This window comes from Sphingomonas lutea (genome assembly GCF_014396785.1).
GTDB classification, from domain to species: Bacteria; Pseudomonadota; Alphaproteobacteria; order Sphingomonadales; family Sphingomonadaceae; genus Sphingomicrobium; species Sphingomicrobium luteum.
On sequence record NZ_CP060718.1, the window covers coordinates 1,290,311 to 1,313,598 of the forward strand.

General features: G+C 65.2%; 25 protein-coding genes. 15 read left to right on the forward strand and 10 right to left on the reverse strand.

Going from position 1 to position 23,288, the window contains the following annotated elements; genetic code table 11:
• Positions 1-17 precede the first annotated feature (17 nt).
• The gene (locus tag H9L13_RS06675) at positions 18-1,190 is read left to right on the forward strand and encodes a sulfotransferase family protein (protein ID WP_187537008.1); all 1,173 of its coding nucleotides are present in this window, start codon (positions 18-20) and stop codon (positions 1,188-1,190) included.
• On the opposite strand, the gene H9L13_RS06680 is transcribed toward H9L13_RS06675, so the two are convergent.
• From H9L13_RS06680 to H9L13_RS06695, 4 genes are all read right to left on the reverse strand, one after another.
• Positions 1,187-1,831, reverse strand: coding sequence for a response regulator (locus H9L13_RS06680; RefSeq protein WP_187537009.1), 645 nt, complete (start codon positions 1,829-1,831; stop codon positions 1,187-1,189). The genes H9L13_RS06675 and H9L13_RS06680 overlap by 4 nt on opposite strands.
• Complete coding sequence (locus H9L13_RS06685) at positions 1,828-2,976, reverse strand: sensor histidine kinase (protein ID WP_187537010.1); 1,149 nt, start codon at positions 2,974-2,976, stop codon at positions 1,828-1,830. Before H9L13_RS06685 ends, H9L13_RS06680 begins: the two co-directional genes overlap by 4 nt.
• 83 nt (positions 2,977-3,059) lie before the next feature.
• Positions 3,060-3,668, reverse strand: a complete 609-nt coding sequence (locus tag H9L13_RS06690; protein ID WP_187537011.1) for a redoxin domain-containing protein — start codon at positions 3,666-3,668, stop codon at positions 3,060-3,062.
• 43 nt (positions 3,669-3,711) lie between these two features.
• Positions 3,712-5,793 (reverse strand): protein-disulfide reductase DsbD family protein, encoded by a 2,082-nt coding sequence (locus H9L13_RS06695; protein ID WP_187537012.1) that lies wholly within the window; start codon positions 5,791-5,793, stop codon positions 3,712-3,714.
• 233 nt (positions 5,794-6,026) lie between these two features.
• Here H9L13_RS06695 and H9L13_RS06700 point away from each other — a divergent pair, with 233 nt between their 5' ends.
• Entirely contained in the window at positions 6,027-7,958 is a 1,932-nt protein-coding gene (locus H9L13_RS06700) for a TonB-dependent receptor (RefSeq protein WP_187537013.1), read from the forward strand.
• A gap of 9 nt (positions 7,959-7,967) precedes the next feature.
• On the opposite strand, the gene H9L13_RS06705 is transcribed toward H9L13_RS06700, so the two are convergent.
• The 5 genes from H9L13_RS06705 to H9L13_RS06725 form a co-directional block, all read right to left on the reverse strand.
• Positions 7,968-8,312 carry a hypothetical protein gene (locus H9L13_RS06705; protein WP_187537014.1) on the reverse strand — a complete coding sequence of 115 codons (345 nt, stop codon included), beginning with the start codon at positions 8,310-8,312 and terminating at the stop codon, positions 7,968-7,970.
• Between the two features lie 11 nt (positions 8,313-8,323).
• The gene (locus H9L13_RS06710; protein ID WP_187537015.1) at positions 8,324-9,523 is read right to left on the reverse strand and encodes a copper resistance protein B; all 1,200 of its coding nucleotides are present in this window, start codon (positions 9,521-9,523) and stop codon (positions 8,324-8,326) included.
• The gene (locus H9L13_RS06715; RefSeq protein ID WP_187537016.1) at positions 9,520-11,082 is read right to left on the reverse strand and encodes a copper resistance system multicopper oxidase; all 1,563 of its coding nucleotides are present in this window, start codon (positions 11,080-11,082) and stop codon (positions 9,520-9,522) included. The genes H9L13_RS06710 and H9L13_RS06715 overlap by 4 nt, the downstream gene beginning before the upstream one ends.
• An 87-nt stretch (positions 11,083-11,169) precedes the next feature.
• A complete protein-coding gene (locus tag H9L13_RS06720) occupies positions 11,170-11,430 on the reverse strand; it encodes a hypothetical protein (protein WP_187537017.1) in 261 nt (86 codons plus the stop codon).
• A 43-nt stretch (positions 11,431-11,473) separates the two neighbouring features.
• Positions 11,474-11,800 (reverse strand): hypothetical protein, encoded by a 327-nt coding sequence (locus H9L13_RS06725; RefSeq protein ID WP_187537018.1) that lies wholly within the window; start codon positions 11,798-11,800, stop codon positions 11,474-11,476.
• 339 nt (positions 11,801-12,139) lie between these two features.
• Here H9L13_RS06725 and H9L13_RS06730 point away from each other — a divergent pair, with 339 nt between their 5' ends.
• From H9L13_RS06730 to hisIE, 8 genes are read left to right on the forward strand one after another with little or no spacing between them, the layout of a single operon-like run.
• Complete coding sequence (locus H9L13_RS06730; protein ID WP_187537019.1) at positions 12,140-12,472, forward strand: YerC/YecD family TrpR-related protein; 333 nt, start codon at positions 12,140-12,142, stop codon at positions 12,470-12,472.
• Positions 12,462-13,352, forward strand: coding sequence for an ATP phosphoribosyltransferase (hisG, locus tag H9L13_RS06735; RefSeq protein ID WP_187537020.1), 891 nt, complete (start codon positions 12,462-12,464; stop codon positions 13,350-13,352). The genes H9L13_RS06730 and hisG overlap by 11 nt, the downstream gene beginning before the upstream one ends.
• The gene (gene hisD, locus H9L13_RS06740) at positions 13,349-14,641 is read left to right on the forward strand and encodes a histidinol dehydrogenase (RefSeq protein ID WP_187537021.1); all 1,293 of its coding nucleotides are present in this window, start codon (positions 13,349-13,351) and stop codon (positions 14,639-14,641) included. Before hisG ends, hisD begins: the two co-directional genes overlap by 4 nt.
• Positions 14,642-16,306, forward strand: a complete 1,665-nt coding sequence (hisC, locus tag H9L13_RS12615) for a histidinol-phosphate transaminase (protein WP_223176435.1) — start codon at positions 14,642-14,644, stop codon at positions 16,304-16,306.
• Complete coding sequence (hisH, locus tag H9L13_RS06750; RefSeq protein ID WP_187537022.1) at positions 16,303-16,881, forward strand: imidazole glycerol phosphate synthase subunit HisH; 579 nt, start codon at positions 16,303-16,305, stop codon at positions 16,879-16,881. Before hisC ends, hisH begins: the two co-directional genes overlap by 4 nt.
• The gene (locus tag H9L13_RS06755) at positions 16,878-17,597 is read left to right on the forward strand and encodes a 1-(5-phosphoribosyl)-5-[(5-phosphoribosylamino)methylideneamino]imidazole-4-carboxamide isomerase (protein ID WP_187537023.1); all 720 of its coding nucleotides are present in this window, start codon (positions 16,878-16,880) and stop codon (positions 17,595-17,597) included. The genes hisH and H9L13_RS06755 overlap by 4 nt, the downstream gene beginning before the upstream one ends.
• Complete coding sequence (hisF, locus tag H9L13_RS06760) at positions 17,584-18,348, forward strand: imidazole glycerol phosphate synthase subunit HisF (RefSeq protein WP_187537024.1); 765 nt, start codon at positions 17,584-17,586, stop codon at positions 18,346-18,348. The genes H9L13_RS06755 and hisF overlap by 14 nt, the downstream gene beginning before the upstream one ends.
• Positions 18,324-18,974 carry a bifunctional phosphoribosyl-AMP cyclohydrolase/phosphoribosyl-ATP diphosphatase HisIE gene (gene hisIE / locus H9L13_RS06765; protein ID WP_187537025.1) on the forward strand — a complete coding sequence of 217 codons (651 nt, stop codon included), beginning with the start codon at positions 18,324-18,326 and terminating at the stop codon, positions 18,972-18,974. Before hisF ends, hisIE begins: the two co-directional genes overlap by 25 nt.
• On the opposite strand, the gene H9L13_RS06770 is transcribed toward hisIE, so the two are convergent.
• Positions 18,925-19,857, reverse strand: coding sequence for an inositol monophosphatase family protein (locus H9L13_RS06770; protein ID WP_187537026.1), 933 nt, complete (start codon positions 19,855-19,857; stop codon positions 18,925-18,927). The two genes, hisIE and H9L13_RS06770, sit on opposite strands and share 50 nt — an antisense overlap.
• A 280-nt stretch (positions 19,858-20,137) precedes the next feature.
• Between H9L13_RS06770 and H9L13_RS06775 the strand changes: the two genes are divergently transcribed.
• From H9L13_RS06775 to H9L13_RS06795, 5 genes are all read left to right on the forward strand, one after another.
• Entirely contained in the window at positions 20,138-21,457 is a 1,320-nt protein-coding gene (locus tag H9L13_RS06775; protein WP_187537027.1) for a tyrosine-type recombinase/integrase, read from the forward strand.
• Positions 21,454-21,828, forward strand: a complete 375-nt coding sequence (locus tag H9L13_RS06780) for a hypothetical protein (RefSeq protein ID WP_187537028.1) — start codon at positions 21,454-21,456, stop codon at positions 21,826-21,828. Before H9L13_RS06775 ends, H9L13_RS06780 begins: the two co-directional genes overlap by 4 nt.
• 75 nt (positions 21,829-21,903) lie before the next feature.
• Complete coding sequence (locus H9L13_RS06785) at positions 21,904-22,095, forward strand: helix-turn-helix transcriptional regulator (RefSeq protein WP_187537029.1); 192 nt, start codon at positions 21,904-21,906, stop codon at positions 22,093-22,095.
• 1 nt (position 22,096) lies between these two features.
• Positions 22,097-22,303, forward strand: coding sequence for a hypothetical protein (locus H9L13_RS06790; RefSeq protein ID WP_187537030.1), 207 nt, complete (start codon positions 22,097-22,099; stop codon positions 22,301-22,303).
• Positions 22,300-23,145, forward strand: a complete 846-nt coding sequence (locus tag H9L13_RS06795; RefSeq protein ID WP_187537031.1) for a bifunctional DNA primase/polymerase — start codon at positions 22,300-22,302, stop codon at positions 23,143-23,145. The genes H9L13_RS06790 and H9L13_RS06795 overlap by 4 nt, the downstream gene beginning before the upstream one ends.
• The last annotated feature ends 143 nt before the right edge of the window (positions 23,146-23,288 follow it).

Here is a 23,288-nt window from a genome sequence, read left to right on the forward strand (position 1 = left end):
CCGTCGTTGAGCCGCCAATGCGCGACGATCCTCAGCATCGGCTAGCAGCGCCCGCGTTCCTTAGCCGCGCGCTCGAGGCGGCGTGGCGGGCTGGCGCGCTGTCTCGCCCTGCACTCGACAAAACGGCGCTGATCCGAACTGCCACGGCGCGCGAGCGGGGTGAGCTTCAGGACGGCGCTTGGGAAGCGCGCCTTGCGTTGCTGACGGCGGATCTGGAACGGCACGCCGATTTGAACGCGCTTGGGCGAACGATTGCCCACGGGCAATTGGTCGGCCTCCTCCGACAGCGTATCGCGGCGGAGCGGTTATGGCGGGAACGGCCGGAGATCGGGGAGGTCGACATCCGCGCGCCGGTCATCATCCTCGGCCATATGCGGTCGGGGACGACGCGGCTTCACCGCCTGCTCAGTGCCGACCGCCGCTTCGCCCACACCCGCTTGCACGAAACGCTCAGCCCGATGGCCCGGTCGCCACGTCGCGCAATCGCGCGGGCGATCGGGGTGCAGGCGCTGCTGTCGGCCTGCAACCCGGAATTGCGGCGCATCCATCCCAGCAGCCCACGCGCCGCGGAGGAGGAGTTCGGCCTGCATGCAGTGTCGCTGCACGGCGCGATGTTCGAAGCGCAATGGCATGTCCCGAATTTCGCGCGCTTTTGCGAGCAGGCCGACCGGTCTTGGGTGTATGCGGAATTCCGCCGCGTCCTGCAGACGCTTCGCTGGCGGAGGAAAGACCCGGTCGAACGGGTTCAGTTGCTCAAGGCGCCGCAGTTCATGGCTGACCTCGATACCGTGCTGAGCACCTTTCCCGATGCCCGCATCCTCTACGTCCGGCGCGATCCGGCGGAGGTCGTCGCCTCGACCGCGTCGCTGGTGTGGAATCAACGGCGGGTCCAGTCGAACGCGGCGGACCGCGCGGCGATCGGCCAGGAATGGCTCCGCCGCTCCCGCCTCCGCGAAAGCGCTGCAAAGGCCTCCCTCGCGCGTCATCCGCATGTCCCGATCCTCCACGTCGACTACGGCGACGTCAGCCGGAATTGGCGGTCGGAGATCGCGCGCATCTACGATTTCCTCGGCTATCCCCAGCCGCGCGGCGCGATCCGCCGGATGGCGGCGGTGGCGACGGCATCGTCGCACCACGGCCATCATTATTCGCTGGAGCAGTTCGGCCTGTCCGAGGCGCGCGTCGCCTAGTTCAGGTGGCCCTGCTGGATCGCCTTGAGGGCGGCGCGAGTGCGGTCGCGGGCATCGAGCTTGAGCAGAACATTGGAGACGTGGTTTTTCACCGTTCCTTCGGCGAGTGCGAGCAGGTCGGCGATTTCCTTGTTGCTGTAGCCGGCGCAGATCAGGTGGAGCACTTCGCGCTCGCGCACGGTAAGAGATTCCGTCATTTGATGCTCGTCCGGCTCGGCCGGCTTGCGGCGAATCGCGGACATCAGGCTTTCGGTCATCGCCGGCTGGTACGCGGTCTTGTTGCTCGCCAGCGCCCGGATCGCCTGCGCCAGATCGTCCAGCGACACATCCTTCAGCATGACGCCTTTGGCACCGGCCTTGATCGCGGCGATGACCGCATCGCCATCGTCGAACGTGGTCAGCACCAAAGTCGGGGGCAGGGCGTCCCGCTCACGTAGCGCGTCCAACACCTCGATCCCGCTCATGCGCGGCATTCGGATGTCGAGGAGAAGGACGTCGGGCTTCAACTCGGGCACGGTCCTGACCGCTTGTTCCCCATCGCTCGCTTCGCCGATCACTTCGATATCGGGGACGAGCTCCAGCAGGCCGCGCACGCCCTGGCGGACCAGCATCTGGTCATCGACGAGGACGACTCGGATCATGCGAGTTGCGGGGTGCGTTTCGGCAGCCAGGCATCGATGGTGAAGCCGACGTCGGGCCCCGGCCGGACGGCGAGCTTGCCGCCCAGGCCTTCGAGCCGTTCGCGCATGCCGAGCAGGCCGGATCCAGGCGCGGTCGTCTTGGGACGGACCTGCCCATCATTGCGCGCAACCAGCCGCACGCCATCTCCGTCCGACGTCACTTGCAGCCAAAGATTCTCGGCTTGGGCATGACGGACGGCATTCGTGACTGCCTCTTGCGCGCAGCGGATCAGCGCGTGCGCCTGTTCAGGATCGACTTGGACGCCGGCCGCGATCGCAACATGGATCGTTGGCGTCGGCACGGTCTTGGCCAGCGCGTCGAGCGAAGTCTTGAGATCGCAGCGCTCGGCTTCGCGCAGGGTCGCGACAACGTCACGCACCTTGCCAAGCAGGGTTCGTGCAAGGCCTTTCGCCTGAAGCACATGGTCGTTGGCGCGTTCCGGTTCGGCGACGTTGCTGGCGATTTCGAGCTGGAGGCCGAGCGCGGTCAGCTCGTGCCCCCAAGCGTCGTGGAGCTCGCGCGAAATGCGAAGCCGCTCGGCATCGCGCACATTGTTGGCGATGATCGCCTGCGCCGCCTTGAGTTCGCGATTGGCCTGCGTCAGCTCGCGCGATGCTTCGGCTTCGCGGCGCAAGGCCTGCGCGGTGAAGACGAACAAAAGTTGCAGCGCGCCGGACTTGGTCAGCACCCAGCACAAGTCCGGGTTGAGCGATTGCGCCAGCGTGCCGATGATCGCCAGGTTCTGGAAGGCGATCCAGCTTAGCGCCTTGCCCGGCGTGGTCAGCATCCCGACCTGCCACGCGATCACGACCAGAAACGACGAAATCCCCGCCCAGGGCACGATTACCGTCATCGCGACGACGGCGGCAAGCTGGACGGACAATAGCGCCCAGTGCACGTTCGTGCGCAGCTTCATCGTCATGGCGGCCAGCACCGCCAGCCCCATCACCGCGAAGGGGATGAAGAAGTAGGGCGACACCGTGACATCGCGGATCGTCCCTCCGGCGGAAAACTCTTTCCACACCGGCCAGCCATACGAAAGCCAAAGGCCAAGCGCTGCGACGCAGAACGTCCAGTGATGCCGCTGTTCGAGTTTATTGGTCATGATCCGATGCTGTCATAGTGGTGCGAACAAGACCATAGGCCGAAGGTCATGGGTTCCCCCGCGACCTTCGGCCGTCCGGCCGATCAGCTATCCGAATATTTGACCGCGCAACCATAGGGGCGGCTGCTGGCCACGGACACGGCCTTGCCCGCCTTGATTTCGGACAGGGCGGCAAGGACGTGGTTGCGCGCGCCCGCGACATCGGCCGGGCGCGGGGTCGGCTTGTCGTCGATCCCGCCGGCATAAACCAACGTGCCGGCCTTGTTGATAATGAACAGGTGCGGCGTCGTCTTGGCATCGTACAGCTTGCCAACCACGCCGCGCGGGTCGAGCAAATAGGCGGTCGGCTTCGCGCCCGCGCTCGCCAGATGCGCCTTGGCCTGTGCGCCGTTGACGTGGCCCTGCTTGCCCGGCGCGCCCGAGTTGATCGACAGCCACACGACCCCGTCACGCGTCGCGGCGGCCTGCGTCTTCTGCATGTTGCCGCTGCCGTAATGCTTTTTGACGAAGGGGCATTCAGGGTTGTTCCACTCGAGCACGACGGTCTTGCCGCGGAACGAGGAAAGCCGCACCGGCTTGCCGTTGACATCGGCGGCGGTGAAATTCGGCGCGGGCTTGCCGACTACAGGTGCCGCCGAAGCGGGAACGGCGATCATGGCCAAGGCGGTAAAGGCAGTGAGCATCGACTTCATCTGACGGTCCTTTCTGTCATGTGTGTTTTCCCGGGATTCATGGTCAACTGACCAGCGAGACCAGCTGCGATGTCGTCAGCACCTGAGGCAGCACTTCGACCGGCTGCCCCGGACGATAGTAGAGGTAGAGCGGCACGCCCGAGCGTCCGTGCTTTTCGAGGAAGCGGCCGATCGCCGCGTCGCCCCGGGTCCAGTCGCCGACCAGCACCGCAACATTCTTGTCCGCGAACGCCTTGATCACCTGGTCGCGCTCGATCGCGGTCTTTTCATTGACCTTGCACGTCACGCACCAGTCGGCGGTGAAATAGGCGAACACCGGGCGCCCCTCCTGCTGAAGGGCGGCAAGGCGGGCTTCGGTAAACGGCTCGGACTTGAGCGCGTCGCTCTGGCTCGCCGCAGTGGCAGGCTGCGCTGCCGCGACGGGAAGGAGGAATAGCGCCGCCGCCGCTGCGGCGATCGCGGGCGCAAGCGGCAGCCACGCGCCGCGTCGCCCTTGCCGCCGCCCGACCCACCACAAGGCGAGCGCGAGTAGCACGGCCGCGGCAAGCCCGAGTGACATGGCATCGACCCCCGCCTGCCGGCCGAGGATCCACGCCAACGCAAGCGCGGTCAGGAACATCGGCACCGACATGATCCGGCGGAACCGGTTCATCCACGCGCCGGGCTTGGGCAATTTCCGCCGCAGCGCGGGTACGAAGCCGAGTAGCAGGAAGGGCAAAGCCAGGCCGAGGCCGAGGCCGGCGAAGACCGCCAGCGCCGCCGGCGTCGGCAGGACCAGCGCCGCGCCCAGCGCCGCGCCCATGAACGGGCCGGTGCACGGTGTCGCGACGAACGCCGCCAGCGCGCCCGTCCAGAATGCACCGCTCGTCCCGCCCTTCGCCGCAAGCCGCCCGCCGCCCGTCAGCGCGGGAAGCTCGAACAGGCCGGCGAGGTTGAGCGCCACCGCGGTAATGAGGAGAAGAAGTACCAGGATCACCCGCGGATCCTGCAGCTGGAACGCCCAGCCCGCGGACGCGCCGCCCGCGCGGATCGCAAGCAGCGCCGCGCCCAGCGCCAGGCAGATAAGCACCGCGCCGGCGGTATAAGCGAGGGCTTCGCGCTTCGCTGAGCGTTCGTCGCCGCCCGCCTTGGCCAGGCTGATCGCTTTCAGGCTGAGGATCGGGAAGACGCAGGGCATGATGTTAAGCAGCAAGCCGCCGACTAAAGCGCCGAGAAGCGCGAAAAGGATGGCGGAGGAATCGACGCTCGCCGATGCGCCGCTCGCTGCGGTGAGCGGTTCGCCGGCCGGGGGGACGGCGCCCGGCACCGCGTTCAGCGAAAGGCCGATTCCGTCGCCGACCTTGAGCACGCCTTCGACTGCACCCAGCGTTGCCCCGGCGGCGCCTGCGTCGGTCTCGATGATCAGCATGTCGCCGGCGCGCGAGAAGGTCTGCGTCGCCGCATAGGCGAGCGCCCCATCGGTCAGCGGGTAGAAATAAGGGTCGTCGACGGCGAGGCCGGCGGGGACGGGCACAGCCAGACGGAAGCGATTGCCGGCCATCGCGAATTTCGCCGGTGAGCCGAGCGGCTTGGGAAGCGCCTGCCGGAACCCATCGAACATCGCGCGATTGGCCATCGGGCCGGGGCGCGGCCCCACCGTCAAGTCAAGCGCGACCTTGGCGGTTTCGGGAACGCACACTTCCTTGGTGCAGGCGAGATAGTCGACCGTCGCGCGGAGCGGCAACTTGGTCCCCGGCGCGATGTCGGCGGGCACCTTGACGTCGATCAGCTGCGCATAATCGCCTTCATAGACGTAGTTCATCAGCCCGCCGATCACGAGCCGATGCGGGACCGGATACTGGATCGGCCCGGCGGTCACGCCGGGCGGGAGGGTCCAGTCGATCTGCGTTTCGATGCCGCTGTCACCGGGGTTCTTCCAATAGCCATGCCAGCCCTTGTCGGGCCGCATCATCAGTGCGAGCGTGATCGTCTCGCCCGGCACCGCCACCGCATCTTCCGCGACGAGGCGCGAGGCGATCGCATTCTTGCCCGGCGTCGGCAGCTGGGCATGGCTCGCCGTCGTCACGAACAGCGCCGCAAGCAGCGCCAGCCAGAGATGCAGAATTGGTCGGTTTGCGACGGCCATAGCGGAAAATTGCCACTTTCGAGGGTGCGTTACCATATGCCGAAGGTCACGGTCGTTGCGTACGACCTGTGGCATGGGATTGATGAACGGCAACCGCACCGTTGCTGCAAGCTGCCACGAAGGCTGTGCTCGCAGCCATATGCCGAAGGTCACGGGTCTTGGAAGCGACCTGTGGCACTTATTGCCGGACATGTTGGCGGACAAAAGGGCCAGACCCTTTTGAAAGTCTTGCCATGTTTCGCATCATCAGTGTCGCAGCCGCTCTGCTCGCCTCCGCCGCGCCTGCCTGGGGACAGCGTGCCGGCGAAAATGCTGTCGAAAGCGCCAGCGATGCGTTCGGCACCAGCGTCGGCAATGAAAAGATCGGCTTGTATAGCGCCACCGACGTTCGCGGCTTCAGCCCGATCACCGCCGGCAATATCCGCGTCGAAGGGCTTTCGGTGACCGAACATGGCGGCTTTACCAGCCGCGTCGTCAGCGGATCGACCATCCGCGTGGGCTTGACCGCCCAAGGCTATCCCTTTCCGGCGCCGACCGGGATCGCCGATTATGCGCTGCGCAATTCCGGCAACGACGCCGTGTTCAGCCCGGTCGTCTACGTCGGGCCCAATCGCGGCTTTGCGGTCGACCTCGATGCCCAGCTCCCGATCGTCCGTGACCGCCTCAGCCTCGCGGCGGGGGTCAGCTATCGGTATGAGGAGAATTTCATCGGGGAGGATGGCCGCCAATTGCAGGGCGGCGGCGTCTTGCGGTGGCGGCCGAGCGACGGTGTCGAGGTCAAGTCCTTCTATGGGCGAATGAACTTCGCCGACGACCGGACGATCGGCCAGATTTTCACCGCCAGGCCCTATCTGCCACCAAGAATCGATCGCCGCTTTTTCGGCCTCGACTGGGCGCTGAACCAGGTCGACCGGCAATTCTTCGGGAGCGTCGCCTCGGTCCAGCTGACCGACGATTGGCAGGTCCGCGGCGGGCTGTTCCGCTGGAAGAATGAAGGCGCCAACCTGACCGAGCTCTACCGCAACACGAAGCCGGACGGTTCGGCCCAGCGACAGCTCATCGCGACCCGCGATCAGACGCAAAAGTCGAACTCCGGCGAGCTGCGCTCGTCCTATGGGCTTACCGAAGGCGACCGGCGGCACACCCTGCACTTGGCGGTGCGCGGGCGCGACACGAAGCGGGCGTTCAACGGCGCCGACGTGCGCGACCTTGGGCCGACGGTGATCGGCATCGACAACGACGTGGCCGAGCCCGAGTTCGACTTCAAGCCGCTGTCGCGGGACGAGGTCCGTCAGGTGACTGCCGGCATCGGCTACGAATTGCGCTGGCCGGGCGTCGCCGAGCTCAGCCTGGGCCTGCAGAAAACCGACTATCGGAAGACGACACACGTGCCCGGCCTGGAGCCGCTGGTCACGCGCGATCGGCCGTGGCTGTACAACGGCACGGCCGCGATCCACGTCACCGACAAGCTGGTGGCCTACGCCGGCACGACCCGCGGGCTGGAGGAGAGCGGGACCGCGCCCGCCAACGCCGTCAACCGCAGTTCCGCCCCGCCGGCCCTGCGCACCAGCCAGCGCGACGCGGGTTTCCGCTACACCATCATGCCGCGGCTAAGCCTGGTCGCGGGCCTGTTCGACGTTCGAAAGCCCTATTTCAACCTCGACCAGGACAAGGTCTATCGGGAGCTCGGAACGGTCCGGCATCGCGGCATCGAACTGTCGCTGGCGGGACAGCCGATTACGGGCTTGAGCGTCGTCGCCGGCGGCGTGCTGCTCGACGCCGATGTCTCGGGCGAGGCAGTGGACCTCGGCATCATCGGACCCAAGCCTGTGGGCACCACCGCGCGCGCACTGCGCGCCAATTTCGATTATCGCGTGCCCGGCTTCGATCCGCTGTCGATCGACCTCGGGAGCACGCACACCGCGGGGAAGATCGCCAGCACGCTCGAATATGGCGAGCTCGGCGGCGCGCAATTGCGCACCGATTCGCGCACGACCTTCGATTTTGGCGCGCGTTACCGCTTCAAGGCGGGCGCGATCCCCGCGACGCTCCGCGCGCAGGTCACCAACCTGTTCGACACCTACGGCTGGGACGTGTCGTCCAACGCCGGCTTCCGCTTCATCGACAAGCGCCGCCTGCTACTCAGCCTGGCCGCGGACATCTGACGGCCTGGGTCAGCAGTGACCCAGAGCGCGATGTTCGGCGGTGCACGTCGGCGTGGCGGCGGCCGGCGGAGGCGGCGGCGCGGGCGCGGCCGGCTTGGCCTTGGCCGGGGCCGGCTTGGGTGCCGCGGCCTTGGGCGCCGGCTTCGCGGCTTCCGGCTCGGGACGTGCCGGTTCCGCCGGCGCGGCGGGGGCGGGCTCCGTCGCGGGGGCAGGGGCAGCCGCATTCTCCACCGGTTCGGGAACGACCGCATTCGCCGCATTAGCCACCGCAAGCTCGTTGGCCGGTTCGCTCGGGGCACCGCAGGACGATAGCAACAGGGCTGTCACCGTCAGCGGCAAAAATACAGATCTCATGTTCAAACTCCTCAAAACCAGAAGCGGACGCCGGCCAGCAGGCTGAAGCCGTCGGTGCGTTCGCCTTCCGCACGGCGGAACACGCGCGTGTCGCCGAACGCGCGCTCATATTTGACGCCGACGTAAGGCGCGAACAACGGCGACAGCTGGTAGCGAAGCCGGAGGCCGACTTCGGCATCCGACACGCCCGCGCCAATCCCAAGCTCGGGAATATCCTGCGCCGACAGATGGATTTCGGCGCGCGGCTGCAGGATCAGTTTCTGCGTGATGCGAAGGTCATATTCCGCCTCGGCGCGCGCGGTCAGCTCGCCCTTGGTCGACAGGAAAGCGGTGCCTTCAACCTCCCACCAATAAGGCGCAAGCCCCTGGACGCCGAGCGCCAGATGTGTGCGGTTGGGGCCGGGCTGCGGATCGAAACGAACGCCCGCCTGAAGGTCGAACCACGGGTCGATCGCATGGCTCCATAGCGCCTGCACCTCGATATGTTCGGGCTTGGCGCGCCAGTCGCCCTCGACCTCGCTCTTCAGCCAGAGCTTATCGATATCGCCGCCGTACCAGGCTTGCGCGTCGAGCAGATAGCCGTCGCGCCCATTGCGGATGCGCGTCTCGGCACGATCGACGAGCAACTTGGACGCTGCCATCCCGCCATGTTCCTCGCGCAGGATATTGCGGCTGCGCGCCATGGCATCGCCGAAGACGGTGTCCGCGGCATGTGCCGGACCCGATGAGGCCGCGGGCGGCGGGGGGAGGATCGGAATCTCCGGCCCTGCCGCGGCCTGGCCCATATTGTGTCCGGCATGGGGGTCGCCGCTCCCCGGCTGCGCGGGCAAGGTGCAATGGCCCATCGCCGCATGTTCGGGCGTGCAGGTCGATGGCTGCGGCGCAGGCGCCGCGGGTGGCGGGGCAGGGGCGGGCAGCTTGCAATGGCCCATCGCGGCATGCTCCGCCGTGCACGTCGATTGCGGTGCGACCGTTGGCGACGCCGCCGCGGGCGCCGGCATTTTGCAATGCCCCATTGCGGCATGTTCGGCCGTGCAGCTTTGCGCGGGCGGTGTCGCGACCGGCGCAGGCATCTTGCAATGGCCCATCGCTGCATGTTCGGGCGTGCACGTGGCAGGTGACGCGGCCGGTGCAGCGCCGCTCGGCGCTGGGGACTGAGCAAGCGCCGGACTTGCGGCGCCGGCAAGGAGCAGAGCGACAAGGATCCTCATGCCGCACCTCCTTCCAGCGGGCGGACGGTGACGACGCGCATCATCCCGGCGTGCATGTGATAGAGCATGTGGCAGTGAAACGCCCAGTCGCCCGGCGCATCGGCGGTGAGGTCGAGGTCGACAAACGCTCCCGGCAGTACGCGCACCGTATGCTTGAGCGGCTGATGCCCGGGATTGCCGTTGACGATCTCGAAGAAGTGGCCGTGCAAATGCATCGGGTGGGTCATCATCGAATCGTTGATCAAGCGCAGGCGCACGCGCTCGTTCCGCGCGAAGCGATAGGGTTCGGGGTTCTCGCTCAGTTTCTTGCCGTCCATCGACCACATGAAACGCTCCATGTTGCCGGTCAGGTGGATGTCGATGCGGCGCGTCGGAACGCGCGTGTCGCTGTTGGGCTTCAATGAAACCAGGTCATTGTGGGTCAGCACCCTGTGGCCGACATCGTCGAGGCCGATTCCGGGATGGTCGTTGCGGTTGACCGGCATCGGCGCGATCATGTCGACGCCCGGGCCGACCTTGAAGTCGACCTTCGATTTATCGCGCATGTCATGGTCCATCGGCGCGGCGGACGCGCCGCCGCCATGCGCCGAATGGTCCATCCCGCCCATGCCCATCCCGGCCATGCCCATGTCGGCCATGGTCAGCGTCGGCCGCGGGCGCAGGCCCGGCACCTCGGCGCGCATGCCGGCGCGCGGCGCAAGCGTGGCGACACCCATGCCCGACCGGTCAATCCCTTCCGCCACGAAGGTGTAGGCGCGGTCCTCGGGAACGACGATGAGATCGTAGGTCTCGGCATTGCCGATCTGCAGCTCGTCGACCTCGACGGGGCGAACCTCGATCCCGTCGGTGGCGACTACCATCAGCTTGAGGCCGGGAATGCGGATGTTGAAGATGGTCTGCGCCGCCGCATTGATAAGGCGCAGGCGCACCCGCTCGCCGGGACGGAACAGCCCGGTCCAATTCTCGCGCGGGCCATGGCCGTTGATCAGATAGGTGTAAGTCGCGGCCGTCACGTCCGAAATGTCGGTCGGGTCCATGCGCATCTTAGCGAACATCGCCGCGTCGGCGGGCGACACCTTGTCCGCGCCCTTGTTGCTCAAGGTGCGCTTGTTGCGGTTGAAAAACCCGCCTTCCTGCTTGAGCCGGGTGAAGACCGTGTGCGGATGCATGAAGGTCCAGTCGGACAGGACGATCACATGCTCGCGGTCATATTGCACCGGGTCGGGCCCGGCGGGATCGATCACGATCGGCCCGTAATGGCCCATTTGCTCCTGCAGCCCGCTGTGGCTCAACCGCACCTTCTGCCCTTCCCTGAGGCGAATGAGCGGGGCCGGGATCGTCCCGTTGATGGCGATTGCGTGTCCGGTCCGTCCATCCACCGGGAAACTGGTTTCGGCGACTGTCAGGCGAATATCGGTGCCGCTGAGCGTGCCCGTGCTTTTGGTCGCCACGCCGTGGCTGACACGCTTGGCCCATGCGGGTTGCAGCCCGGCCGCCGCGGCAAGCGCGGCGCCGCCGCCGATGAAGGCGCGGCGGTTCAACGAAAGCAATTCAGTCATATGATCTCCACGCCCTATGCGAGCGCTCGAAGCAAATCATTTTGCATGGGTGGGAAAGGGCGCCGCCACCCGGCGACGCCCCCCAAATCAATGGCCGGCGTGGCCCTGGTGGGCGGCGGCGTCGGCGGATGCCGGCTTGGCCTCGGCTTTGTCCATGCACGCCATCTTGCCGTCCTTGCCCTTCATCGTCTCGCAGCATGCCTTGCAGTCATGCTTTCCCTGCTGGTGCTGCGAATGATCCGTGCCCGCCGGCATGGCGTGCCCCGCATGGGGATCCGCCGCGGGCGCGGCCTGGGCGAAGGCGGGAACGGACAATGTCAGCGCGATTGCGCCAAGAATGATCTTCATCTGAATTCTCCGAAATTTGCTGAAATGCACGTGGGATCGTGTTTCAGCCGCGCCTCGGAGGGGGCGTTGCGATTTCGGGCACGATCCCGGCAAAGGGCACGGCGATTGCGGCGCTGCGCGGGAGCGACGGCTTCAGCGCGGGTGCCGGCACTGGCGATCCGGCCACCGCGATCGCCGCGCACATCGCCTGGCAGTCCATCTGCGACGACGAAGGCGCCTCGCGCTCGGCCGGCTGTTCGTCGCAATGGCCCATCGCCATTGCGGCATGCCTGGCCGGCATCTCGGACGCGCTTGCCGGCATCCCGCCCATGCCGAATGGCATTAGCACGAGTGCAACCAGCGTCAGAAACTTGAGGAGCACCGATGTCATGTGCGCCGCCTTTACCCGCGTGCGCCTTGCCCCACAATGACTGGCGTGGGGCGACAGCCGGTGCGGGAAGGAATGGTGGACGCACTAGGGCTCGAACCTAGGACCCGTTGATTAAAAGCGCTGTCCCGAGCTCTTCGTCGATTCCGGTTCGAGCAGTCATTGGCTTCTGCTTTCGACTCGAAGCGGACGTCTCATCCCACGCTGCTGGCTCTGCTCCCAACGTCGCATCGGAATTCCAACGCCCGGACACCGACCAAAGCCGGTGTCCCGATGGCTTGACCAAGCCGCGAGAGTTTGTATTTACGTGATATCGTATTAATACGTTGGAACAAGCTGCTGATGCCGACAGATAAGAAGCGCCGGGTTACACCAAGCCGCGAACCCGAAGTCCTGCTCGATGACCTGTGCAACGCGCTGCTGACGCCCAGCGGCCGTGAGGAAATGCGCAACCTCCTGCGGGACCTCTGCACGCCCGCCGAGCTTCGTACGCTGGCTGAGCGCTGGCACGTTGCCCGCCTGCTGGACACGACGGAAATGCCGTATCGCGACATCCACCTTGCAACCGGTGTGAGCACCACCACGATCGTTCGCGTCGGCCGCTTCCTTCGCCTTGAGCCGCACCAGGGGTACCGCCGCGCCATCGACACGCTGGGCGCGCGCAATGCTCGCTGATCGCACCCGACTTCATATCGCGCTCCAGAAGTCGGGGCGCCTGTCGGACCTCAGCCGTGATCTCCTTCGCGACGCGGGCTTTCGAATCCAGCGCAGCAAGAACAGCCTGACGGCGCGGGTCGAGAATTTCCCCGCGGAGCTGATGTTTGTGCGCGACGACGACATCCCGACGTTCGTGAGTGACGGGGTCTGCGAGTTCGGGATCGTCGGACAGAACGTTCTTGAGGAATTTGCGCTCGGCGCGGATGAGCAACGCTACGAGGTGCTCGCTGAACTCGGCTTTGGCGGCTGCAGCCTCAAGATCGCGGCGCCCGAAACACTCGCTTACGATGGTCCCAAGTCGCTCACGGGGGAACGCATTGCGACGTCCTATCCTCGGATTGTCCGCCGCTATCTGGCCGAACAGGGCATCGACGCGAAGATCGTGAAGATGAACGGCGCCGTGGAATTGGCGCCGCGGCTGCAGATCGCCAATTTCGTTTGCGACCTCGTGTCTACGGGTGCCACGCTCGAGGCCAACGGACTGCGGCCGGTCGAGACGGTGCTCGACAGTCAAGCCGTGCTGATCCGCACAACGAAGATGTTGGACGATACTCGCAGCAAGCTCTCCGCGGGGCTGCTGACCCGCGTCGACGGGGTGCTGACGACCAAAGAATCGAAATACATCATGCTCAACGCCACCGGCCAGTCGTTGCAGCAGATTACATCGCTACTACCCGGCGCGGGGGCGCCTACCATCGTGCCGCTGCACGGTCGGCCAGGGCAATTCGCTGTCCACGCCGTCTGCCAAGAATCCGTGTTCTGGGAGACGCTGGAGCAGCTCAAGGGTGCCGGCGCGTCGGCAATCCTCGTTGTCCCAATCGAAAAGATGATGATGTGAACACCTACGAGTGGAACGCGCTCGACGGGCGAGGCCGCCGCGAGGCGCTGGCCCGCCCGGAGCAACGCGGCGACGCGAGGCTGACTGCGGCCGTGGAGGAGGTCGTCGCCGCCGTGCGCGAGCGCGGCTGGGACGGCCTGTCCGCCGTTGCGCAGCAGATCGATGGTTGGGAACCGTGCCCGGTGGAGGTTGCGCCGGTGGCTGCGGTCGCCCGTCGAACCTTGGCGCCTGAGCAACTCGCGGCGATCGAGCTGGCGGTACGCAACATTCGCACCTTTCATGAGGCCAGCAGGCCGCCCGACATTGCGGTGGAAACCGCGCCGGGGCTGTTGGTCCGCAAGGTGTGGCGGCCGATTGACCGGGTCGGCCTTTACGTGCCCGGCGGAGCGACGCCTCTGTTCTCGACGCTGTTGATGCTGGCGATCCCCGCACGAACCGCGGGCGTAGGCGAGATCGTGACGGTCACGCCACCCCGCAGCGACGGCAGCCTCTCGCCGCTCGTCGCGCTCGCTGCCGAGCTGTGCGGAATTGAGGCGATTTGGACAGTCGGGGGCGCCCAGGCGGTGGCGGCGCTTGCTTTCGGCGCCGGCCCGATCCCGAAGGTCGACAAGATCTGCGGGCCGGGAAACGCCTGGGTCGCCGAGGCAAAGCGGCTGGTGGCGAGCATGGCCGGCGGACCGGCGATCGACATGCCCGCCGGCCCGAGTGAGCTGATGGTCATCGCCGATGCCGATGCCGATGCGGCCAGGGTCGCCGCCGATCTGCTGAGCCAGGCCGAGCATGACGCGGCGGCCCAAGTCCTTCTGGTCACGCCCTCGGAGGCGTTGGCGGGGCGCGTGCTTGCCGAAGTCGACGAACGGCTTCCGCGGCTGCCGCGCGCCGCAATCGCGCGGGCTTCGCTTGAGCAAGGGCGAGTGGTGCTGACGGCCGATCTCGCGGAGGCGGTGGAGGTCGCGAACGTCTACGCGCCCGAGCATCTATCGCTCGCTGTCGCCGATGCGGAAGCTTTCGTCCCGCTCGTGCGCAATGCCGGCGCGGTGTTCGCCGGCGGGGCGGCGGCCGAAACGTTCGGCGACTATCTAGGAGGCTCCAGCCACGTGCTCCCGACCGATGGTGCCGCGCGCGCCTGGAGTGGCGTCGGCGTCTACACTTTCCTCAAGGCGATGAGTGTGTTGTCAGTGTCGCCCGAAGCGGCTCGACGGATCTCGGCCCCGGCCGCCTTGCTCGCGCGGTTGGAAGCGCTCGAGGCGCACGCTTTGGCTGCCGATGCCCGGCTGGAGCGCGTGTAGATGAGCTCGCTTGCGGAGCGTCTGGCGCGGCCGGAGATCCTCGCGCTAGAGCCATTTGACATCGCGGCCCAGGCGAACTCCGCCTTCGGCCCCGACGCGATCAAGCTCGATGCGAACGAAAATCCATTTTCACCGCTGTCGGATGGCCCGTTGGCGGCGGGGCTCAATCGCTATCCTGAGCCACAGCCCGCGCGGCTGACGCGGGCGCTTGCCGCTCTCTATAACGTCGTGCCGGAGAATCTCGTCGTCACGCGCGGCGCCGACGATGCAATCGACGTGCTGGTGCGCGCCTTCTGCAGGGCCGGGGAGGATGCTGTGGCGATTCCGTCACCGACATTTTCGGCTTATGCGCATTTTGCGAGGCTCCAGGGTGCGCGCATCATCTCCGTGCCGCTGGGCTCCGAGTTTGAGTTCGTCCCAGCCGACTACGTCGCGGCTCTGAGGGACGCGCCGGGCCTGAAGCTTGCCTTCATTTGCTCGCCCAATAATCCGACCGGCAACGCGGTCGCCCCTGAGCAGGTGCTCGAGGTCGCCGACAGGTTACTGGACACGATCGTCGTCCTGGACGAGGCCTATCTCGAGTTCGCGTCGGTGCCGAGCCTTGCGGCCGAAGCGGCGAAGCGCCCGAACCTGGTGGTGCTGAAAACCCTTTCGAAGGCATTCGGCCTGGCGGGTGCCCGCGTCGGCTGCGCGATCGGTAACCCTGAGCTGATCGCGATCGCTGCGCGGGCATTGCCTCCTTACCCGCTGCCCAGCTTGTCGGTGGAAGCGGCGATGGCCGCGCTCGCGCCGTACAGACGCCCGATCCACGAGGAACGCATTGCGCGAATTATCGCCGAGCGCGAGCGGATGGCGCCGCTGCTCGCAGCCTCCCCGATCGTTCGCTCGGTTCGCACCGGCGGTGGCAACTTCCTGTTCCTCCAGGTTGAGGAGCCTCAGGTTCTTGCGGAGAAGCTGCGAGGGCTGGGCATTCGGGCGCGGTTCCGGCCCAATGCCGCGCCGGGTGGGGTTCGCCTGACGATCGGCTCCGAAGGGGAAAATGCGGTTGCGCTGGCGGCGTTTGGGGTCCCAGCCGCGTCGGCGCCCGATCGGCGAGCGGAACTGGTGCGCGAGACCAAGGAAACGAAGATTGCCGTGGCGGTCGACCTCGATCGCGCCACTCCCCGGCGCATCGAAACCGGAGTGCCGTTCTACGACCACATGCTCGACCAGGTTGCCGCGCATGGCGAATTCAGCCTGATCCTGACCTGCGCGGGCGACCTCGACATCGATGCGCACCACAGCGTCGAGGATTGCGCGATTGCGCTCGGCTCCGCGCTTTCGCGCGCGCTCGGCGAGCGTCGCGGCATCGGCCGTTTCGGCTTCACCCTACCGATGGACGAGGCGCAGGCGCAGGTGCTCATCGATTTATCGGGCAGACCCTATAGCCGGTTCGAGGGCAGCTTCGAGGCCAGCCACATTGGCGCCTATCCGACCGAAATGACTAGCCACGTCTTCCGCTCGCTCGCCGACAGCATGAACGCCGCGATCCACGTCAAGGTCGAAGGCGAGAACGACCACCACAAGACCGAGGCTTGCTTCAAGGCGTTCGGCCGCGCGCTTCGCCAGGCGGTTCGGCACGAAGGCGATCCGGCGCTGGCGCCTAGCACCAAAGGCGTGCTGTGAAGCTGGTGATCGTCGATCTCGGCTGCGGCAATGTCGGATCGGTCCGGCACGCTTTGAGGCGGTTCGGGATCAAGCCGGTCGCGAGTTCGGACGCCGAGGAGATATCGCGCGCGGACAAGGTTCTGCTGCCGGGCGTCGGCGCGGCCGGCTACGCGATGGAGCGCATCGACGCGCTGGGCCTGCGCCAGACGTTGACCACGCTTCGCCAGCCGGCGCTCGGCATTTGCCTCGGAATGCAGCTGCTGTTCGAGCGTAGCGAGGAGGCGGGTGCTGCGTGCCTCGGGATCATTCCCGGTCAGGTGCGGGCTTTGCAACCCACGCCGGGTTTCCCCGTGCCGCACATGGGTTGGACCCGCGTCGAGGTGCGGGATCCCGGCATCGGCATCGACGACGGCGAATATTTCTACTTTGCCCACAGCTTCGTCTGCGATGACGGGCGCGCCACCGTGGCCGCCGCCGATTACCTCCGGCCGATCCCGGCTGTAATTCGGCACCAGAATTGGCTCGGCGCCCAATTCCATCCCGAACGGTCCGGCCCCGCCGGTGCGCGCTTTCTGCAAAGCTTTCTGCAATGATCGTTTATCCGGCAATGGACCTGATGGGCGGGCGCGTCGTGCGCCTTCGCCAGGGTCGGTTTGACGAAGCGACCGACTATTCCGCCGACCCCGAAAGCGGGCTTCGCGCATTTGCCGTCGCAGGCGCCGAATGGGCGCACGTCGTCGATCTGGACGGCGCCCGGGCGGGCGAGCCCGTCCAGCATGAGCGCATCGCCCAGCTCGCGCGCGGCTTGCCGCTAAAACTGCAGGTCGGCGGGGGCGTGCGTTCGCGCGAGCATGTCGAACATTTGCTCGATTCCGGCGTGGAACGCGTCGTCGTCGGCAGTGTCGCCGTCCGCGCGCCGGAAATGGTGCGTGACTGGATCGCCGCCTTTGGTGCGGAGCGGATTACGCTTGCGCTGGATGTTCGAATGACCGCGGCTGGTCCGCAGGTTGCCGTCTCCGGCTGGACGGAAGTCACGGATGCAAGCCTGTGGACCGTGGCCGATTACTTTCCGGGAGCGCGCCATTTGCTTCTGACCGACATTGCCCGCGACGGCGAACTCGCCGGGCCGAACTTCGCGCTGCTCGATGATGCCGTAAATCGGCTTCCCCAGCTTGAGGTTCAGGCTTCCGGCGGCGTGTCGTCGCTGGTCGACATCGAGCGCCTGACCACCTCCGGCGTCATCGTCGGCAAGGCGCTTTGGGAGGGCCGTGTGCAGCTTGAGGATGCGATCGCTCGTGCCCGCGCGTAGGATCATCCCCTGCCTCGACGTGAAAGATGGGCGCGTGGTCAAGGGCGTCCAGTTCCGCGACCACCGCGACGCGGGCGACATCGTCGAACAGGCCCTTCGCTATCGCGACGAGGGCGCCGATGAGCTCGTCTTCTACGACATTTCCGCAAGCGCCGAGGGCCGCAGCCTGGACCTGTCTTGGGTCGGGCGGATTGCCCAAGTGATCGACATCCCATTCGCGGTTGCCGGCGGGATCCGCACTCGCGATTCGGCCGCCGCTTGCCTCGGCGCCGGGGCGGACAAGGTGTCGATCAACTCACCAGCGCTCGAACGGCCCGAGCTGATCGACGAGCTTGCGAGGGACTTCGGCGCGCAATGCGTGGTGCTTGGTGTCGACAGCTTCGAGGACGGCGGCGACTATCGCGTGAAGCAATATACCGGCAATCCCTTGACCACCCGCGATACACGCCGCCGGACGCTCGACTGGGCGCGGGAGGCGTGCAGCCGCGGCGCCGGCGAGATCGTGCTCAACTGCATGCGGCGAGACGGCGTTCGCACGGGATATGACCTCGCCCACACGACCGAGGTGGTCGAGGCAGTCAGCGTCCCGGTCGTGGCGTCGGGCGGCGCGGGCGAGCCCAGGCATTTCCGCGATGCGTTCAACGCCGGCGCGAGCGCAGCGCTCGCTGCGACTGTGTTCCACGATCGCGTGATTTCCATTCCGGACCTCAAGGAGTTTCTCGCCACATGCGGGATCGAAATGCGCCGCTGACCAGCGCCGAAGTCGATGGGCTCTCTTGGGACAAGATGGACGGACTGCTGCCGGCAATCGTGCAGGGCCGCGCCTCGGGCCGGGTGCTGATGCTGGGTTATATGAATCGCGAGGCGCTACAGGCGACGCTCGAAAGCGGGTTCGCGACTTTCTTCAGCCGCTCCAAACAGCGGCTGTGGCGCAAGGGTGAAACCAGCGGCAACGTCCTTGATGTGCAGGCGGTGACCAGCGACTGTGATGGCGACTCGTTGCTCGTGATCGCCGATCCGCACGGGCCGACTTGCCACGAAGGCAGCCTGAGTTGCTTCGGCGACGCCTGGCTGCGCGGGCCCGGCTGGCTCGCCGAGGTGTCGGCGATTGTTGCCGAGCGCGCGGCCTCGGGGGAAGACTCGAGCTACACCCGCCACTTGCTCGAGGGTGGAGCGGAACGCATCGCGCAGAAGATTGGGGAGGAAGCGGTCGAGCTGGCACTCGCGGCGGTAACACGCGACGCCGCGGGCTGTGCCGAGGAGGCGGCCGACCTCCTCTATCACCTTGTCGTGCTGCTTCAGGTGCGCGGAATGGAGTGGGAGCAGGTCATCGAAGTGCTCCGCCGCCGACACTCGGCGGCACCGCCATCTGAATGACGTCCACGGCGGCTTCGTATAGCTGCGGCGTCGCCGCCGCGATCACCCGTCCGGCGGCAAAGTCGGTGCCCCCCGACCAGTCTCCGAACACGCCTCCTGCGCCCCGAACCACTGCAACCAGCGCGTGATAGTCATGGGGCTTAAGGGCGCATTCGACGACGAGGTCAATCGTGCCAGCAGCGAGCCGCGCGTAGGCGTAGCCATCGTGGCCGTACCGAGTCATCCGCACCGCGCGCCGGAGTCCGGCAAAAGCGTCCTCCGCCTGGCCAGCGAACAGGAACGGGTCCGTCGTTGAAAGCCGCGCCTGTTCAAGCTCGGTGCAGCCGCTCGATTGAAGCGCTGCACTGATGCCGGCACGCTCGCACCAGGCCGCGGCGCCGTCGCCGACGTAGCGCTCGTCGAGGCGGGGCGCGTCGATGATCCCGAGCACCGGCTGCCCGTTTTCGAGCAACGCGATAAGTGTTGTCCAAGTGGGAAGGCCGCAAACGTAGGAACGCGTGCCGTCGATTGGATCGAGGCTCCAGCTATAGGGACTGCTGCCGAGCTGTTCGCCGAACTCCTCTCCCGCGAAACCGTGCTCGGGATACGCCTCCCCAATCAGACGTTGCATCGCGTTCTCGGCGGCTCGATCCGCTTCTGTCACAGGGTCGAAAAGGCGCGCAGCGCCCTTGTTTTCGACCGCAATCATTCCCGTCGCGGACGCTAGGGTGACCAGCCGCGCTGCATCGGCGAGATGTGAGGCGAAGTTGCTGAGTTCAGGCGTGACCATGACGGAAGTTGGGTGAAGATGCGCCGCCGCGCGGTCAAGCAACAGTGAGGTCGAGCGCGCGCGGCGCAACGTACGATTTCGCCCCATTCCGAACCTGCAGCGGTCGTCGAGCATGCCGCCACGAATCTGGTACCCCAGTGGTACCCTGGCGCGACTGAGGATCGGTAAAAAACCGCTAAGTGACTGAAAAATGGTGGACGCACTAGGGCTCGAACCTAGGACCCGCTGATTAAGAGTCAGCGTCAGTACAGAGCGGCGGCGACGGCAATCATACCTTAATCGTTGTCGTACTTAGTTTTTTGTCATCACCCGTTTTCAGAACTCGTCGCAAATCTGATTGCTAGTGATTGCTATGTGATTGCTGACGATGGTATCAGCTGACCTAGTGAGCACGGTGAAGATCAGCAAAACTGAAGTGGATGCGGCGAAACCGGGTCTCGCAGACGCTTTTCTTTGGGATACCGAACTGAAGGGCTTTGGACTGAAAATCACTCCTGCGGGCAGCAAGGTCTACATCTACCAGTATCGAGTTGCCGAGCCGAAGAAGGCGGCGCGGACGGCGGCTAAGCGCTACACCATCGGAAAGCATGGCGATCCTTTCACACCTGCGATGGCAAGAGAGAAAGCGAAAGAGCTCGCCGGAAAGGTCGCGGCCGGCGTTGACCCCAGGGAAGAGGAAATCGAAAAGGCGGCCGCGAAGCGTAAGGCCATCGAATTGGCTGAGGAAAAGGCCCGGCTCGAAGACGAGCTAACGTTTGAAAAGCTGACTGCTCTTTGGCTCCACGAATATGAGCATGAAAAAGAGCGGCGACCTTCGAGCGTCCGCCTTGCACGACTGGTGGTGCAAAACCACCTCCGGCCTTTCCTCAGAGGCAAGCCGTTTCCACACATCGATCGAAGTGATTTGCAGCGCGTGTTAGATGCGATTCCCGTCGAGCGGCGTGGCATCAGGCGAGCGGTCTTCACTTATGCGTCAGTTTTGTTCGGATGGGCGACCAAGCGCGGTGACATACCTGATAATCCGCTCTCGCAGATGGCAAAGCCCACTGCGCCTAGAGCTCGCGACCGGGTCCTCGACGACCGCGAGCTTGCTCTGATCTGGCAAGCCAGCACGACATTAGGCCGGCCGTTTGGACCATTTTTCCGGCTGCTCATTTTGACAGCTCAACGTCGCTCGGAAGTTGCCGAAATGCGTTGGCAAGAGCTTGACCGGAGTGCCGCGACGCTAACTATTCCAGCTGAGCGAGTGAAGAACCGCAAAGCCCACATTGTGCCGCTGTCGCCGCTGGCGATTGCCGAACTTGACGCCGTTGCTGGCGTGGAGGGTGCAGAAGAGCCGCGATGGCCGACTGTAGGCGTAGTTCTAACGACCACCGGCACAACCGGTATTAGCGGCTTCACTAAAGCCAAGCGGGCGCTAGATGCTGTCGTGGCGGATTGCAGTGAAGGCAAGGCGCTCCCTGATTGGCGCGTTCATGATATTCGGCGCACGGTGGCCACCGGCTTTCAGCGGCTTGGTGTCCGCTTCGAAGTCACAGAAGCTGTATTGAACCATATCAGCGGTTCAAAAGCTGGAGTTGCAGGCATCTATCAGCGGCATGACTGGGCTTTGGAAAAGCGTGATGCCCTCAACGCTTGGGCGCGTCACATCGAAGAGCTCTTAGAAACGTCTGGCCGCTCAGAGATCTTGCGTCTCGAGGGAGCGGGAGCGTGATTGATATCGCCCAGATTGAACCGGTTGTCGCGTCCATGCACGGGGATCAACGCGACCTGGTGGAGTTGCTGCGCTCTGGCAAGCCGCTTTGCCAGTCTGTGCGAGAATACCTTGCGGATGAATTAGAGAGGCTGCCCCCGGACCGTTTCAGGCAGAGAACGAAGGTCAACCGCGACGTTGCTCGAGAAGATTACCGCATCCATGTGCTTGTGAGGGAAGCGAAGTGGATGTTGAACGTAGGCGCTGGAGCAAGTTTAGACGCTCACGTTTCCGACAGAGCGGCACTTGATTGGCTGGCCGAGCAGGGCATCGAGATTGAGTCCGAACGCCTGAACAACGCGAAGCGACGGCGCAGAGCAGCAGGGAAGTAAGCTCCGACTGCGGCTTACTGTGCGCCCATGACAACAGCAGATTAGCACTGGTGCCACCTGATCACGGAGGCACCAATGAGAGAATTATATAAGACGCCTGAGGCCGCGGAGTTTCTGCGGCTTGGGAAGCCTACACTTGAACGACTTCGCCTCACTGGGGAGGGGCCTCGATATTGCAAGTTAGGTGGCGCTGTCCGCTATCGCCGCTGCGACTTAGAGGCATGGCTCGAGAGCTGTCTGACTCGCTCCACCAGCGAGGTAGCGTGAGATGGGCGGCTTGTTCGAGGATGACACACCGCCGGCGGATCAGCCGTATTCAGTTTTTGAGCGGCACTCCCTGTTTTTGGTGCGGGTGCCCCACGGCGTGCCGATCAAAACGAATGGCCTGGTGATCGCGGAATGTGCACCCATTCCCACCGACGATTACCTCGACATGCTGATCAACAGAGCCCTTCGCGATCGGTCGGGCACATGATTAGCAGTGAGAATCAGCTAGTCGCACGTACATACTGCGCGTCAGACGTACCCGTCTTTCCGTGTAAGGAGGCGGGCGAGGGTTCAAAAAGCCCGTATGTGGCCAATGGTTTCCATGAGGCTACTGCTCGCCTCGACAGACTGAACGATTGGGCAGCGAAGTATCCGACCGCGATTTACGGCCTGCCATGCTCGGCCAACAACGTGTTAGTTCTTGATGCCGACCGTCACGGGAATGGTGACGGCGTTGCCAATGTTATGGCAATATATGCGCAGCATGGTTTTGACTGGAGGTCGGTGCCGGCCGTCCACACGCCCCGGGACGGGCTGCACTTCTTCTTTCAGAAACCGAAGACTCTGGGGAAGACCAAAGGCCGGCTCGCAGACGCCGTCGATGTCCGAGACAATGGCTATGTCATCGCGCCGGGCAACAAACTGCCAGACGGACGTCGCTATGCGATATTAAATGGCACATTAGAGCAACTCGTGTCTGCAATCGCTAATCGAGCATTGCCAATAATGCCCGATTGGCTGGTTACAGCCGTGTTGCAGCCATATCGGGTGCCATCTCGTTCGAGCGTGCCGGCAACGCCAGAAATCGCCACCAATCAGTTAAGCGGCTTGATCCAAGCGGTGGTCAGGGCGCCCACCGGCAGCCGGAACCGGCTACTCTTTTGGGCGGCCTGTCGGCTCGGCGACTTCGTAGATGCAGGCGTCGTGCAAAGAGATGTAGCATTTGCCTTGCTCTTTGAGGCTGGACAGCAAGCCGGATTGAGCCGCCGCGAGGCACAGGCGACTTCATTGAGTGGCCTTCGCCGCGGGGAGCTCGGCCGTGGATGCTAGCACTGCTAATCCGGCCAATTGGACGCGCGAAGACGCTACCGCTTTTGCGCAGACGCAAGCCGCCGAAGCGTCGGTTCCTCCCGAGAAGCGGCCGCTGTTCCGAGATCCTCCAGCGGCGCAACCGTTCCCGGTTACAGCGTTAG